The organism is Burkholderia sp. COPS (genome assembly GCF_019425585.1).
GTDB classification, from domain to species: domain Bacteria; phylum Pseudomonadota; class Gammaproteobacteria; order Burkholderiales; family Burkholderiaceae; genus Burkholderia; species Burkholderia cepacia.
The window spans coordinates 51,838-66,691 of record NZ_WIXR01000037.1 but is presented as its reverse complement, the minus strand read 5'-3'; the positions used below and the strand labels follow the sequence as shown (position 1 = coordinate 66,691).

Here is a 14,854-nt window from a genome sequence, read left to right as displayed (position 1 = left end):
CCAGCGGCGAATCGCTGTCGGGCGGGATCGCGCTGGCCGTCGTACCGGCGGCCTTGGTGTCTGCCGCCTTCCTGATGGGGAACCACACCGGACGGACCACGAGACCGAAACCGGTCTCGGCATTGATGCGGCCATTGCTCCGGGCGGCACGCTGGCTTGTTTTTCTTGATACGCAGTATGGATGGCGCGGCGCGCGACGGAAATCAGCCGGAATTGAAGATGCGGTAGGACACGTGGAAGCGTTGTAGGGCGTTTCCTACAAAGGGGGCGGCATCTTGCCGCGATCTTGCCGCCGAGGCGGCCGGTGGCAGCGAGATCGGCGGGGCGCAAGCGGCCGGCTGCCTGGCCGCCGTCAGAGTTCGTCCGGGTCGTCGAACAGCTTGTGGCGCATCGCATAACGCACGAGCGCGGTGTCGTTCGGCATTTGCATCTTCTCGAGAATGCGCGTCTTGTACGTGCTGACGGTCTTGACGCTGACGCAGAGCGCCTGCGCGATTTCGGAAATCGACTCGCCGGTGGTGACGCGCCGGAAGACGTCGAATTCGCGGTCGGACAGACGCTGGTGCGGCAGAAGATCGGTCGGTTCGTTCAGGCTCTGCGCAAACTGTTCGGCCATCGTCAGGCTGACATACACGCCGCCGGCCGCGATCTTGGTCAGTGCCGCGACCAGCTCGGCGCTCGCGCTCTCCTTGGTCATGTAGCCGGATGCGCCCGCGCGGAACGCGCGCACCGCATATTGCTGCTCGGCGTGCATCGTCAGCACGAGGACGTGCAAGGCCGGTTTCTCGTCCCTGATCTGCTTGATGAGCTCGACGCCGTTCCGGCCGGGCATCGACAGGTCGAGCACCAGCACGTTCGCGGCCGTGCCGCGCACGAGTGCGATCGTGGATGCGCTGTCGCACGCTTCGCCCGCGACCTCGAAGCCGCTTGCGTTCTGCAGGATGTGCCGCAGGCCGTCCCTGACGAGTGCGTGGTCGTCGGCGATGAGTACCCTGATCATGACAGCACATCTCCTTGCTGGATGGCGTGAAGCGGCAACGCCACGGTGATCGTGAATCCCGTTCCCGGCCGGTTGTCGATCGTCACCGTGCCGTCGAGCATGTGCGCGCGCTCGCGGATGCCGATCAGCCCGAACGATGGACGATCGCGCTCGTCGCGGGCGACTTCCGGCGCACCGTGACCGTTGTCCGCGATGCGCAGCATGCAGTAGCCGTCTTCCACTTTCAGCGCGAGCGTCACGTGCGTCGCATCGGCATGCCGGGCGACATTGGTGAGCGCTTCCTGCACGATGCGGAACAGCGTGGTGGCGCCGGCGCCGGTGAACGCGGTATCGGCGGGGGCGATGTCCCGGTCGACCGTGATCCGGTAGCGATGCGTGAAATCGTTTGCAAGCCACTCGATCGCCGGGACGAGACCTAGGTCGTCGAGCATCACCGGCCGCAGATCGGCCGCGATGCGCCGCACCGACGCAACGGTCGAATCGATCAGGCGATGCATGCCGCCCAACTGCTCGCGCACGCCGGTATGGGGGGCGACAATGCCCGCGAGGCCCAGCTCGACGGCGGAGAGATCCATCTTGAGCGCGGTGAGTTGCTGGCCGAGGTCGTCGTGCAACTCGCGCGCGATCCGCGTTTTTTCTTCCTCCCGCACGTTCTGCAGGTTGGCGGACAACTCGCGGAGTTCCTCGCGCGACTGCCTGAGCGCATTTTCGGCGCGAACGCGCTCGGTGACGTCGCGCAGCATGACCGTGTACAGCTTGCCCGTGCCGTCGCGAATCTGCGATATCGACGCCTCGATCGGGAACTCCGTGCCGTCGCCGCGCAGGCCGAACAGCACGCGTTGCTGCCCCATCTGGCGATCCGACACGCCCGTCACGCCGAATTGCTCGACGTGCCGCGCATGCGCGGCGCGAAAGCGCTCGGGGATGAAGCGGGTCAGCGGCGCGCCGATCGCCTCCATCGCCGAGACACCGAACACGCGTTCCGCGGCCGGATTGAAGATCACGATCGTCTGGCTTTCGTCGACGGTAATGATCGCTTCCATCGATGACCGGATGATGCCCATCATCCGCTCCCCGGTCGGCTGGCCGTCGCCGGCGGGCACGGCGGCGGAGATTCGCGTGGAGACAACCTGGTGCACGAGCACGGCCAGGATCAGCGACAGCGTGGCGCCGGCCGCCAGCACGGCCAGCGCGGGTCCGGTCGTGTCCGCGCCCGGCGCACTGTAGCGCAGCGTGAGCGGCGTACCACCGAACGACAGCGAATCCGTTCGCGTGAGCATGGTGCCGGCGGCCGCGGCGTCGTTGCCGCCGAAGCCGCCGGCATGGACGAGCGCCGCCGGGATGTCGGCCGCGATTTCCACGCGTAGCCGATCCAGGATCGACGGATCGACGAGACGTGCCGGATCGAGCGCGGCATAGACGTATCCGGTCGCGCGCGCATGTTGCGGCCCCGACGGCGCCCCGTCTTCAGCGTCCGCATAAATCGGCAGATACAACATCAGCGCCGTGCGGGCACTCGTCGCGTCGGTGCTGTCCCGGGTCGCGTTCGCGGCCAGCGCGACCCTGCCGGTTTCCGCCGCGCGCTGCAGTGCCCGCCGGGTCGCCTGATCGTCATTGGCGGAGCTCGACTCGATTCTCCCGACGCTGCGGACGGGCGACTGCAAGCCGTCCAGATCGAGACCGTCGAGGTAACGACGCCACGCGTCGCCGGATTGCGGCACGACCAGCGTCGACGCGAAGCCGCGCGCGCCGCGCAAGACGGCGGCGGCGCCGAGGAGGCTGCGCCGGAGGTCGGCCGTCGCGAGCGTCGCCGATTGCGCGAAGCGCGCCTGGGCGGCTTCCTGCGCCCGGTTCTGCAGAAGCCGGGCGGCGGCAAACGACGTGGCCAGGCCGAGCGCCAGCGTCAGCAGCGCGGCGAGGGTCGCGGATCGCGCGGGCCGGACCCTGCGCGGAGCCGGCCCGGCCTTGAAGGCGGGCACATGGACTGTCATTGCCGTTCATCCTGACGGATATCGCCGGCGGCTGGCGGGTGGCGGGCCGGACGCGGGGCACGGGAAGCGGGGCGGGCCGAAACTGCGATGTCGCCCGAAATTGTGCGCGTTTTGTCCGGGTTCGCCAATCGGGACCGATGTGTACGCCTGTTTCCGGGCGGCCTTGACCGGCGTCAACCGGACGACGCGCGTCGGGCCCAGACTGGTCTGGCATGCCGGTCAAATCGGACCGGCAACGGGGAGGCTCCATGTATGCACGGATCTTTGCGGCACTCGACGGCAGCCGCGCTTCGCGACTCGCGCTCGACGAGGCGATCGCGCTCGCCCGCGATTCAGGCGGCCTGATCGTCGCCGTGTGCGTGGTATCGGACGCGCCGAGGGTGGCCGATTTCGACAGCGGCTATATCGGCCAGCGCGACCCGGCGGGGCTGGATGCGGACAGGGCCGCGATCGCGGTGGCCGACGCGGAGACCGCGTTTCGCCTGTGCGGCGTCCGCGGCACGGCACACACGCTCGACGCGTGCGGCGAGGACGTGTCGTCCGTCCTGGCGCGGGCCGCCGCCGAGTGCGACGCGGAGCTGATCGTGATGGGCACGCACGGGCGGCGCGGCGTGCGCCGCGCGTTGCTCGGCAGCGTCGCCGAATCGCTGGTGCGCACGGCCGACCGGCCGGTGCTGGTCGTGCGGGAGGGGCAGGGCGCGGGTGCGGCCGTGTTGTGATGACAAGGGGGCGGCCGCAAGCGGCTGCCCCCTTTTCGACGGCTCAGTGAGACAGCAGCACCGGCACCGTCATCGTCTCGAGGATCGTGCGCGTGGCGCCGCCCAGCACACGTTCGTGCATGCGTGCGTGGCTGTACAAACCCATCACGAGCAGGTCCGCGTGCAGGTCGGTCACCCGGTTCAGCAGCGTCGCGCCCACGCCGACCGACCGGTCGCGCGGTGTCGTGGAGAACGACGCGCGAACGCCGTGCCGTTCGAGATACGCGGCGACGTCGACGCCCGCGGGCGTCTTGTCCGGATCGGGCTGCCCGCGCACGACCGTCTCGACGTTGACGAAGCGCGCACGGGCGAGCAGCGGCAGGGCATCGGCCATCACGCGGGCGGCTTCGCGCCCGCCGTCCCAGCCGATCAGCACGTTCTCGCCGATCGTTCGCACGTCGCCGGCGTAGGGCACGACGATTGCCGGGCGGCCGCTGCCCATCACGACATCCTCGACGAAATGGCGCGCGACGTAGGTCATGCGATCGTCGGGGTCTTCCTGGCCGAGCACCAGCAGATCGGCGTGACGCGCGTGCAGAATGGCGGCGGCGGTCGCGTCGCCGGCGGGGGCCTGCCATTCGACGCTGCGTCCCGCGCGCTCGGCGGCCGTCAGGAATTTTTCTTCGGCTTCCTTGCGACGCTGCTCGCACAGCCGCTCGTACACGGCAAGCTTCAGCGGTTCGTCGGGCCGCCGCAACGGCTCGAACAGGTCCTGGCAGACCACGTAGAGGCCGATCAGATGCGCGTTCCAGCGCGCCGCGAGTTCGAGTGCGAGGCCGACGCGCGTCGCGCAGCGCTCGCTGTCGTCGAGGTGGACGAGCAGGGTCTTGTAGCTCATGACGGCTCCTTTTCGGTTGATGCCGCGGCAGTTTCGGCGGGTTTCTCCGGCGGGCAGTTCGCCGGAATCATCAGGACGGGGCAGGTGGCCAGGCGCAGCACGCGCTCGGCCACGCTGCCGAGGAAGAGGCGCTGAAAGCCGCGCCGGCCGTGCGTGCCCATCACGATCAGGTCGGCCCCGGTTTCGTCGGCAAGACGGACGATCCGGCGCGGAATGTCCTCGCCCGCGGGCTCGACGTTGGAGATCTGCGGCGTGCCGGCCACGTCGCGCGCTTTCAGGCGTCGCGCCGCGTCCTCGGTGACGCGCAGCCCTTCTTCACGGAAGGCGTCGACGAGGATCGACGGATCGTATCCGTACATGTCGTAGGCCGGCACCAGGAAATCGACGACGTAGACGGGGGTCAGCCGCGCACCCGTTTCCGCCGCGAGCGTCAGCGCGGCGTCGAGTGCGCGGGACGACGTGTCGCTGCCGTCGAGCGCAACCAGAATGTTCGAGTACATGGCATTTCCCTTGAACGGATGTGGATGAGGTCATCATCGGCGCGTGCGCGCCGACGGCGCTGATCTGGATCAAGCGGCGCGGTTGCCGCGCAGCACGCGCACCGCGGCGCGTGCCGCGATCCACGCTTCGTTGGTCGGCTCGACGACCACCGTGACCGCGCTCGACGCGGACGACACGACCTGCGCATGGCCGGCATTCGCGCACACGTCGAGGTCGATGCCGAGCCAGCCGAGCGCTGCGCAGATCCGCTCGCGCAACACGGCCGAGTGCTCGCCGATGCCGGCCGTGAAGACCAGCATGTCGAGGCCGCCGAGCAGCGCGGTCAGCGCACCGGCCTCGCGCACGATGCGATGGACGTACAGCGCCAGCGCATCGGCGGCCGGTGCATCGCCGGCGGCTTCGCGTGCCAGCAGCACGCGCGGGTCGCCCGACGCGCCCGAGACGCCCTTGAGCCCCGACTCGTGATACAGCAGGTGGCCCAGCGCGTCGCCCGACAGCTTGCCGACTTCGAGCAGGTGCAGGACGACACCGGGATCGAGCGCCCCGCAGCGCGTGCTCATCATCAGCCCGTCGAGTGCCGAGAAGCCCATCGTCGTCGCGACACTGCGGCAGTCGCGCATCGCGCACAGGCTGGCACCGCTGCCGAGATGGGCGGCGATCACGCGGTCGTGCGCACGTGCGCCGAACCGCTCGTCGAGCGCGACGGCCAGGTATTCGTACGACAGGCCGTGGAACCCGTAGCGCCGTACACCCTCGTCGAACCACGCGTGCGGCAGCGGAAGCAACTGCTCGGTGCGCGGCAGCGTGCGATGAAATGCCGTGTCGAACACGGCGACATGCGGGACGCCCGGAAACGCGCCGCGCAGCACGTCGATCGCATCGAGGCCGTGCGGCTGATGCAACGGGGCGAGCGGCGTCAGCGTGCGTAGCGCGCCGAGCACCGCGTCGTCGACGACCACCGGCTCCATGAAGCGTGCGCCGCCGTGCACGACGCGATGGGCGATGGCGCCCACCGTGATGTGCGGCAACTGTCCACGGATCCACGTCGCGATCCGCGCGAGCACGTCGCGGCTGGGGTCGCTCGCACCGAGCGGCCATGCAACGGCCGGTTCGGCGTCGAAGCGGATCGACATGCCGTTGCCGGTCTCGACCGCTTCGCCCTCGTGCAGCGGCCGCCGCGCGGGATCGTCGTGCGGCGGATACGCAAAGAGCGCGAACTTCACGCTCGACGAACCGGCATTGACGACGAGGAGCGCGAGCGTGCGCATCGGCCGGCTCAGTGCGACATCAGCACCGGCAGCGTCATCGACCCCAGCACCGTGCGCGTGGCGCCGCCCATCACCAGCTCGCGCCAGCGCGGATGGCCGTAGGCCCCCATCACGAGCAGGTCGGAACCCGTTTCGTAGGCGCGTGACAGCAGCGTGTCGCCGATCGACGCGCCGGCGCCGGTACCGATGTCGAGCACGTTCACGTCGTGCGCGTGGCGTGCCAGCATCAGCGCGGCATCGGCGGCCGGAATGCGCGTGGTCGCCGCCTCCGAATCGGGGTCGACCACGGCGACGACCGTCGTGCGCTTCGCATGCTCGAGAAACGGGAGCGCGTCGTGCGCGGCGCGGGCCGCTTCGCGGCTGCCGTCCCACGCGACGAATACCCGTTCGCCGATCGACGGAAATTCTCCGGTGTACGGCACGAACAGCACCGGGCGGCCGGCGGACAGCACCAGGTTCTCCGGAAACTGGTCGTCGACAAAGGTCTCGGGATCGTTCGGGTCGCTCTGGCCCGCAATCACGAGATCGGCGAGACGCGCGGCGCGCGGCACCGCCAGGTTCGCGCGTTCGTCCGCGTGAACCCAGGTCGCCGGCACCTTGGCGCGGGCGGTCTCCGCATGGAACAGGCGCTCCAGCGCGGCGAGCCGTTCGTCGCGCCGCTCGCGGTGCTCGCGGAAATAGTCGGCGGAACCGGCCATCACGTAGAACGAATGCGGCTCGGGCGTGTAGACCGCGAACAGCCCGGTGAGATGCGCACCGAAGCGCCGGGCGAGGCGCAACGCGAACTCGAGGCGCGAATGCGCGCGGGCGCTCGTATCGAGGTGCACGACCATGCTTTTGTAGCTCATCGGAATCGCTCCATCGACGGGTGATCCGCCAGTGCAATCCAGTCTACGAAGCAGGGTTTCCGCGCGCTTGACTCAGATCAACGGCAGCCGAGCGCCGCGGCCGCACAGTGAGGCGGTCGCCCTGCCGATGCCCGGCGGGCGGCACGAGGCGGATGCCAATCCGTTGACCGGATCGATGGAGGGAACACGATGAGCGCCCACGCTTTGACGACACCGAACGACGCCTGCCGCGCGGGATGCGATCTTGCATTGCGCATGGCCGCGCTGAACCGAGGCTGGCAGCAGGAATGGCATGCGCTCGCAGGGCGCTGCATCCAGCGGGACCACGACGCCGTGCGCGGCCTGCAGCAGGCGCTCACGGCTACGAACGAGTGGACGGCCTTCGGTGAAGCGGCCCGGCTGGCGATGCGCGACTACACGATCGCCACCGTCGCGATCTGGCAGGACGCCACCGAGCTCTGCATGCGCGGGCAGTTCGAGAGTGCCGGCGCGTGGCGCACGTGGCTGCGCGAATACGGCACCGGCGGGCTGGCGCGCTACCAGACCGACTGGTTGCCCGACCTCGGGCGGCTGGCCGTGATCAACGAGGCCAGCATGCCGTGGCGCGACTGGATGGCGGCGTTCGAGCTCGGCATCACGGAGGCCGTCGGCGCGAGCGACGGGGAAACGACGGCTGCGCGACTGCCGGACGATCGCGTTGCCGCGCGGGAGCACGATCATGTCCGCTAGGCGCGTCGCGTTCGTCACGGGTGGAATGGGCGGCCTTGGCGCCGCGATCAGCCGTTGCCTGCACGACGCGGGCATGACGGTGGCGGTGTCGCACACCGAACACAACGACCACGTCGCGACGTGGCTCACGCAGGAACGCGACGCCGGCCGCGCGTTTCATGCGTACGAGGTCGACGTTGCCGATTACGATGCGTGCCAGCACTGCGCGGCACGCGTGCTGGCCGAATTCGGGCGTGTCGACGTGCTCGTCAACAACGCCGGCATCACGCACGACGCCACCTTCGTGAAGATGACCAAGGGCATGTGGGATGCGGTGCTGCGCACCAACCTCGACAGCATGTTCAACATGACGAAGCCGTTCGTGCCCGGCATGATCGACGCGGGCTTCGGGCGGATCGTGAACATCGGGTCCGTCAACGGGGCGAGAGGTGCGTACGGGCAAACGAACTACGCGGCCGCGAAGGCGGGCATCCACGGCTTCACGAAGGCGCTCGCGCTCGAGCTCGCGCGTCACGGCGTGACGGTCAACACGGTCGCGCCAGGCTACCTGGATACGGCGATGCTCGAATCGGTGCCGAAGGAAGTGCTCGACACGAAGATCCTGCCGCAGATCCCGGTGGGGCGTCTCGGCCGCCCCGACGAGATCGCCGCGCTCGTCGGCTTCCTGTGTTCCGATGCGGGCGCATTTGCGACGGGTGCCGAATTCGATGTCAACGGCGGCATGCACATGCGATGACAGCCTCCGTCGTCCATGCACCGTTCACGCGCGAATCGATGCCGCCGCCGGATCGGGGCGGCCCGGTGTCGCGTTCCGCCGAATGCCCGGCGGGAACGACTTCGCCGGCCGACCAGTGGAACCGCGCAGCGCATGCGACCGTCGCCGCGATGACCTTCGGGCTGTCGCCCGTGTCGCTGGCGCTGGCCGTGCTCGATTGGGGCGCGCATCTGGCGGTGTCGCCGGGAAAGTGCTTCGAGCTCGCGACGCAGGCGTGCACGGCCGCCGTTGCACCGGCGGCAAACCGGCGTGAGGGCGGCGCCGACGATGCGGACATGAGCGGCCTTGCCGTGCATGCCGGCGAGGCCGATCCGCGTTTCGCCGCGCCGGCGTGGGCCGGCTGGCCGTTCAGCGTGTATCGCGACAGTTTCCTGTCGATCCAGCGCTGGTGGCGCGACGCAACGCGCGGCGTGCCGGGCGTCGAACGGCACCACGAGGAACTGGTCGGGTTCGTCGCGCGACAGTGGCTCGACGCGTGCTCGCCCGGCAACTTCCTGGCGACCAACCCGGTCGCGCTCGACGCGACGATGCGCAGCGGCGGCGCGAATCTCGCGGCGGGCTTCCGGAACTGGCTGGAAGACACGAGCGCGTTGCTCGATCGCACGAGCGTCAAGCGGGCCCGCGACACGCGCACGTATCTGCCGGGACGCGACGTGGCGGTCACGCCGGGGCGCGTCGTCTGGCGCAACGCGCTGTGCGAGCTGCTGCAGTACGACCCGGCGACGCCCCGCGTCGCGCGCGAACCGATCCTGATCGTGCCGTCGTGGATCATGAAGTACTACATCCTCGATCTGCAGCCGCACAACTCGCTGATCCGCTTCCTGGTCGATGCGGGCTACACCGTGTTTGCCGTGTCGTGGCGCAACCCGGGCGCGGAGGCCCGCGACGTCGGGCTCGACGATTATCTGCGCGACGGGTGCATGGCGACGCTCGATGCCGCCCGGTCGATCTGCGGCGAAGCGGTCCACGCGGTCGGCTATTGCCTGGGCGGCACGCTGCTGGCGATCGGCGCGGCGGCGCTCGCGCGCGACGGGCGGCAACACGACACACTGCGTTCCGTCACGTTGCTGGCGGCCCAGACCGATTTCAGCGAACCCGGCGAGCTCGGCCTGTTCATCGACGCGAGCGAACTGTCCGCACTCGACGCGCTGATGTGGCGGCAGGGTTACCTGGACGGCGCGCAGATGTCCGCCGCGTTCGAACTGCTGAACGCGCGCGACCTGATCTGGTCGCGGATGATGAGCGAATACCTGCTCGGCACGCGCACGAAGCCCAACGACCTGATGTCGTGGAATGCGGACACCACGCGCATGCCGTATCGGATGCATTCGGAATACCTGACGCGGCTCTTTCTCGACAACGATCTCGCGGCCGGACGCTACTGCGTCGACGGGCGGCCGGTCGCGTTGTCGGATCTCGACGTGCCGACGTTCGTGGTCGGCACCGAGCGCGACCACGTGTCGCCGTGGCGTTCCGTCTACAAGCTCCACCTGCTCACGCACCACGCGCTGACCTTCGTGCTGACATCGGGCGGGCACAACGCGGGCATCGTGTCCGAACCCGGCCACGCGGGGCGCCACTATCGATGCGCGACCCGCGAACCCGGCGCGGCCTACCGCAGCCGGCACGATTTCGTGCGCGACACGCCGGCGGTCGACGGATCGTGGTGGATCTGCTGGCGCGACTGGCTGCACGCGCGCTCGTCGGGCGACGTGCCGGCCCGTACGCCGGCTGCGGGGTTGGCGGCGGCGCCCGGCACCTACGTACTCGAAACATGAGCGATAAACCGCCGCCGGAGGGGCTCGACGACGCCTGCCTGCCCGGCTTGCTGCCACGCACGGACGGCGCATTACCCGAACTGATCGCGCGGGCGCGCAACGCGGCGCCGCTCGTCGTCGCCGTCGTGCATCCGTGTGACGCGACCAGTCTGGTTGCGCTTGCGGCGCTGCGCACGTCACCCCTGGGGGCGGCGATCGAACCGCTGATCGTCGCGCCGCGCGCCAAGGTGCAACGCGTGGCGAACGAGGCGGGCGTCGATCTTTCGACGTGGACGATCGAGGACGTGCCGCACAGCCATGCGGCGGCGGCCCGCGCGGTCGAACTCGCGGCGGCCGGCCGTGCCGGCGCGCTGATGAAGGGCAGCCTGCACACGGACGAGCTGATGGGCGCGGTCGTCGCGGCCGGTTCGGGCCTGCGCACCGACAAGCGCATGTCCCACTGTTTCCTGATCGAGACGCCGGCGTATCCGCGCCCGTTCATCCTGACCGACGCGGCGGTGAACATCGCGCCGGATCTCGCGCAGAAGGCGGCCATCACGCAGAACGCGATCGACGTCGCACATGCGCTGGGCGTTGCCTGCCCGCGCGTGGCGGTGCTGTGCGCGGTCGAGACCGTCAATCCGGCGATGCGCTCGACGCTCGATGCGGCCGCGCTCGCGAAGATGGCCGAGCGCGGCCAGCTCACGGGTGCGATCGTCGACGGCCCGCTCGCGTTCGACAACGCGATTTCGCTGCGGGCGGCGCACGACAAGGGGATCGATTCGCCGGTAGCCGGCCGTGCCGACATCCTGGTCGTTCCCGATATCGAAGCCGGCAACCTGCTCGCGAAGCAGCTCGAATACCTCGGGGGTGCCGTCAGCGCAGGCATCGTCGTCGGCGCACGTGTCCCGATCGTGCTGACGAGCCGTGCCGACGGCATCGCCGTCCGGATCGCTTCGTGCGCACTCGCGACGGTGCTGGCGCAGGGGCGGCATTACCTGCAGTCGTGATGAATGAACCCGCAACCCTTTCTTTCGATGGAGGAACCGCGATGAAAGCACTCGTCTACCACGGACCCGGGCGCAAGGCGCTCGAGGAACGGCCCAGGCCGGAACTGCAGTCGCCCACCGACGCGATCGTCCGCGTGACGCGCACGACGATCTGCGGAACCGATCTGCATATTCTCAAGGGCGACGTGCCGACGTGCGAACCCGGCCGCATTCTCGGCCATGAGGGCGTCGGCATCGTCGAGCAGGTCGGCGCCGCGGTCGATTCGCTGAAGCCGGGCGATCCCGTGCTCATTTCGTGCATCTCGTCGTGCGGCCGCTGCGAGTACTGCCGGCGCGGCCTGTATTCGCACTGCACGACGGGCGGCTGGATCCTCGGCAACCGGATCGACGGCACGCAGGCCGAGTACGTGCGCATCCCGCATGCGCAGACGAGCCTGTACCGGATTCCGCCGGGCGCGGACGAGGACGCGCTCGTGATGCTGTCCGACATCCTGCCGACCGGGTTCGAATGCGGCGTGCTGAACGGCAAGGTGCAGCCCGGCTGCTCGGTCGCGATCGTCGGCGCGGGCCCGATCGGGCTCGCGGCGTTGCTGACCGCGCAGTTCTACTCGCCCGCGCGGATCATCATGGTCGACCCGGACAGCAACCGGCTCGAGGTCGCGCGGCGTTTCGGCGCGACCGATTGCATCGACGGCCGCACCGTCGACCCGGTGGCGGAGGTCATGAAGCTGACCGACGGCGTCGGCGTGGATTGCGCGATCGAGGCGGTCGGCATTCCGGCGACGTTCGAGATGTGCACCTCGCTGGTGGCGCCGGGCGGCGTGGTCGCGAACGTCGGCGTGCACGGGGTCAAGGCCGATCTGCACCTCGAGAAACTGTGGGATCGCAATATCTCGATCACGACGCGGCTCGTCGACACGGTCAGCACGCCGATGCTGCTGAAGACGGTACGCGCCGGGCGCCTCGATCCGACGCGCCTGATCACGCACCGGTTCTCGCTCGACGACGTCGAGCGCGCATACGACACCTTCGGCCGCGCGGCGCAAACCCATGCGCTGAAGGTCATCATCGAAGTCGGTTGATCGCCGATAGCCGATAGCCGATAGCGGCGCCGCACCGCGCCGTGCCGTGCCGTGCCGTGCCGTGCCGTGCCGTGCCGTGCGTGCACGCGACACGGTGCGCGACGTCCGGTTCCCGCCGCGCCGGCCCGGGCGTCGCCGGCGTCGCCGTCAGGATGAAAGCGTGGCCGGCTCGTGCGCGTCGCCCGATTCGACCGCATCGAGATCGACGCACTGCGCGTAAGTCGGCACCTCGCACGGCCAGTGCAGTCGTTCCGCGATACGCCGCCGCAGCGCATCGGCCGCCGCGGGTTCGCCGTGCGTGACGAAGGTCCGCACCGGCGCGCGTTGCATCGTGCCGAGCCAGCGGAGAATCTCCTCGTAGTCGGCATGCGCGGAGAGCGTCGTGATCGACTCGACCTGCGCGCGCACGCGCACGTATTCGCCGTGAATCTTCAGCGTCGGCTCGTGTGCGGCCAGCGCCGCGCCGCGTGTGCCGGCCGCCTGGTAGCCGACCAGCGCGATCGTGTTGCGCGCATCGGGCGCATAGCGGCTCAGGTGATGCAGCACGCGGCCGCCCGTCGCCATCCCGCTGCCGGCGATGATGACCATCGGGCCATGATGGTCGGCGATCGCTTTCGACTGCTCGACCGACCGGATCATCGTGGCCGCGTGACCGAGCGCATTCGCTTCGGACGGCGTCAGCCGGTGCTCGAGAATATGGTGACGATAGATCTCGGTCACGTCCGTCGCCATCGGGCTGTCGAGATATACCGGGACGCGCGCCATGCGGCCGGACGCCTTCAGCCGCGCGATGTAGTGCAGGATTTCCTGCGCGCGCCCGACGGTGAAGCAGGGCATCACCACGACGCCGCCGCGCGCGAAAGTCTTGTCGAACAGCGCGGCCAGTTCGTTCTCGGGGTCCGATTCCGGATGCAGGCGATCGCCGTACGTCGATTCGACGACCAGGAAGTCCGCATGCGCGGGCGCCAGCGGCGGCTGCATGATCGGGTCGTGATAGCGGCCGAGGTCGCCGGAGAACGCGAGCACCTTGTGATTCCAGTGCATCACGACGCTCGCCGCACCGAGGATGTGCCCGGCCGGCAGCAGGCGGAACGCCAGGCCGCCGCCCAGTGCGGTGCATTCGTCGAACGCGACGGGCTTCAGCAGTTGCAGCGCGCGCTGCGCATCTTCCAGCGTGTAGAGCGGCTGTGCGGGGTGATGCTTCGAGTAGCCGTGGCGGTTCGCGAAGTCGGCTTCTTCTTCCTGCAGCCGCGCGCTGTCGCGCAGCATGATGTCGCAGAGTTCGGCCGTCGCGGCCGTGCAGTACACGGGCCCGCGGTACCCTTCGCGCGCCAGTACCGGAAGGTAGCCGGCATGGTCGATATGCGCGTGCGTGAGCACGACCGCGTCGAGCGTGTCGGGCGCGAGCGGCAACGGCCTCCAGTTGCGCAGCCGCAGGTTCTTCGTGCCCTGGAACAGGCCGCAATCGACCAGCACGCGCCGGTTGCCGTGCTCGAGCAGGTACTTCGAGCCGGTCACGGTTTCGGTCGCGCCGAGAAAAGTCAGTTTCATGGATGCCTCACCGGGAGTCGAGGGAGCAGTGAACCGATTACAGCGCGGATGCGCGTGAAGCGATTGATGGAAATCAGGGATTGCCGTATCCGTGCCCGGGGCGGGCGAGGCTCGTCCCCCGGCCGTTGCGGCTGCGGCTTGACGTCAATCAACGCCCGGGCCGGACGGTGGCGCGATAGTGGTCGCATGCGCGGAGGCGATGTCGTGATCCTGCTCTCCGCCCGGGCCGCGTATATGCCGTACTCCATAAGCAGCGAGATTTCGACGCGATAGGGACGAATCCATCATGACGCTGATCGCCAATCTGGACGGCGCGCGGACCGGCTACCGGCTGTGCTTCGTCCGCGCGCCCTGGGCATGGTTTACGTGCCTGCCGCTCGACCTGCAATGCGGCCAAAGCTGGGCCGACGTGCCCTATCAGGACGTCGCGCAACCGCCTTACAGCGATTCGCGCACCCAGCTGCTGCGCGTGGCGTTCGACGCGCCGCGCCTGCTGCCGCCCGAAGCCGGGCGCCACGGGCAGGACTGGAGCGTCGAGCAGATCAACGGCGGCGCGGTGCCGTGGCTGCGCAGCGAGGAATTCGTCGACGCGATGAAGCTGTCCGTGCCGGCCGGTGCGACACTCGCCGAATTCGTCGAGACGATCGAGGCTGCCGGCGGTACCGTCTACGGCCCGCTCGGCTGGGCCGAGTTGCCGCCCTGGCAGCGGCCCGACATCGTGGCGCACACGTAGACGGGCGGACTCC

The 14,854-nt window shown here is 69.3% G+C and carries 14 protein-coding genes; 7 read left to right on the top strand and 7 right to left on the bottom strand.

Translation table 11 applies throughout. The features are described from left to right. Positions 1–352: 352 nt before the first annotated feature. Both FOZ70_RS27645 and FOZ70_RS27640 read right to left on the bottom strand, forming a co-directional pair. A complete protein-coding gene (locus tag FOZ70_RS27645; RefSeq protein WP_021159376.1) occupies positions 353–1,000 on the bottom strand; it encodes a response regulator transcription factor in 648 nt (215 codons plus the stop codon). Further along, the gene (locus FOZ70_RS27640) at positions 997–2,991 is read right to left on the bottom strand and encodes a PAS domain S-box protein (RefSeq protein WP_219707256.1); all 1,995 of its coding nucleotides are present in this window, start codon (positions 2,989–2,991) and stop codon (positions 997–999) included. The genes FOZ70_RS27645 and FOZ70_RS27640 overlap by 4 nt, the downstream gene beginning before the upstream one ends. A gap of 248 nt (positions 2,992–3,239) precedes the next feature. Between FOZ70_RS27640 and FOZ70_RS27635 the strand changes: the two genes are divergently transcribed. After that, positions 3,240–3,710 (top strand): universal stress protein, encoded by a 471-nt coding sequence (locus tag FOZ70_RS27635; RefSeq protein ID WP_059621604.1) that lies wholly within the window; start codon positions 3,240–3,242, stop codon positions 3,708–3,710. Positions 3,711–3,753: 43 nt separating this feature from the next. On the opposite strand, the gene FOZ70_RS27630 is transcribed toward FOZ70_RS27635, so the two are convergent. The 4 genes from FOZ70_RS27630 to FOZ70_RS27615 form a co-directional block, all read right to left on the bottom strand. Then, on the bottom strand, positions 3,754–4,587 hold the full coding sequence (locus FOZ70_RS27630) for a universal stress protein (RefSeq protein WP_059484433.1): 834 nt from the start codon (positions 4,585–4,587) through the stop codon (positions 3,754–3,756). Further along, the gene (locus FOZ70_RS27625; protein WP_021159380.1) at positions 4,584–5,087 is read right to left on the bottom strand and encodes a universal stress protein; all 504 of its coding nucleotides are present in this window, start codon (positions 5,085–5,087) and stop codon (positions 4,584–4,586) included. Before FOZ70_RS27625 ends, FOZ70_RS27630 begins: the two co-directional genes overlap by 4 nt. Before the next feature lie 69 nt (positions 5,088–5,156). Continuing rightward, complete coding sequence (locus tag FOZ70_RS27620) at positions 5,157–6,356, bottom strand: acetate/propionate family kinase (RefSeq protein ID WP_219707255.1); 1,200 nt, start codon at positions 6,354–6,356, stop codon at positions 5,157–5,159. Between the two features lie 8 nt (positions 6,357–6,364). Beyond that, a complete protein-coding gene (locus FOZ70_RS27615) occupies positions 6,365–7,204 on the bottom strand; it encodes a universal stress protein (protein WP_048028627.1) in 840 nt (279 codons plus the stop codon). 189 nt (positions 7,205–7,393) lie between these two features. On the opposite strand from FOZ70_RS27615, the gene FOZ70_RS27610 reads away from it, so the two are divergent. The 5 genes from FOZ70_RS27610 to FOZ70_RS27590 are packed head-to-tail and all read left to right on the top strand — an operon-like array spanning position 7,394 to position 12,557. Then, entirely contained in the window at positions 7,394–7,933 is a 540-nt protein-coding gene (locus FOZ70_RS27610) for a hypothetical protein (RefSeq protein WP_059554949.1), read from the top strand. After that, positions 7,923–8,669, top strand: coding sequence for a beta-ketoacyl-ACP reductase (locus tag FOZ70_RS27605; RefSeq protein ID WP_042974958.1), 747 nt, complete (start codon positions 7,923–7,925; stop codon positions 8,667–8,669). The genes FOZ70_RS27610 and FOZ70_RS27605 overlap by 11 nt, the downstream gene beginning before the upstream one ends. Continuing rightward, on the top strand, positions 8,666–10,486 hold the full coding sequence (locus tag FOZ70_RS27600) for an alpha/beta fold hydrolase (protein WP_219707254.1): 1,821 nt from the start codon (positions 8,666–8,668) through the stop codon (positions 10,484–10,486). Before FOZ70_RS27605 ends, FOZ70_RS27600 begins: the two co-directional genes overlap by 4 nt. Further along, the gene (locus tag FOZ70_RS27595; protein WP_219707253.1) at positions 10,483–11,475 is read left to right on the top strand and encodes a bifunctional enoyl-CoA hydratase/phosphate acetyltransferase; all 993 of its coding nucleotides are present in this window, start codon (positions 10,483–10,485) and stop codon (positions 11,473–11,475) included. Before FOZ70_RS27600 ends, FOZ70_RS27595 begins: the two co-directional genes overlap by 4 nt. 41 nt (positions 11,476–11,516) lie before the next feature. Then, positions 11,517–12,557 carry a zinc-dependent alcohol dehydrogenase family protein gene (locus tag FOZ70_RS27590; protein ID WP_021159387.1) on the top strand — a complete coding sequence of 347 codons (1,041 nt, stop codon included), beginning with the start codon at positions 11,517–11,519 and terminating at the stop codon, positions 12,555–12,557. 147 nt (positions 12,558–12,704) lie between these two features. Here FOZ70_RS27590 and FOZ70_RS27585 read toward each other — a convergent pair whose 3' ends face one another. Then, positions 12,705–14,108, bottom strand: a complete 1,404-nt coding sequence (locus tag FOZ70_RS27585; RefSeq protein ID WP_219707252.1) for an MBL fold metallo-hydrolase — start codon at positions 14,106–14,108, stop codon at positions 12,705–12,707. Between the two features lie 286 nt (positions 14,109–14,394). Here FOZ70_RS27585 and FOZ70_RS27580 point away from each other — a divergent pair, with 286 nt between their 5' ends. Then, entirely contained in the window at positions 14,395–14,841 is a 447-nt protein-coding gene (locus FOZ70_RS27580) for a hypothetical protein (protein WP_060154497.1), read from the top strand. Positions 14,842–14,854 lie beyond the last annotated feature (13 nt).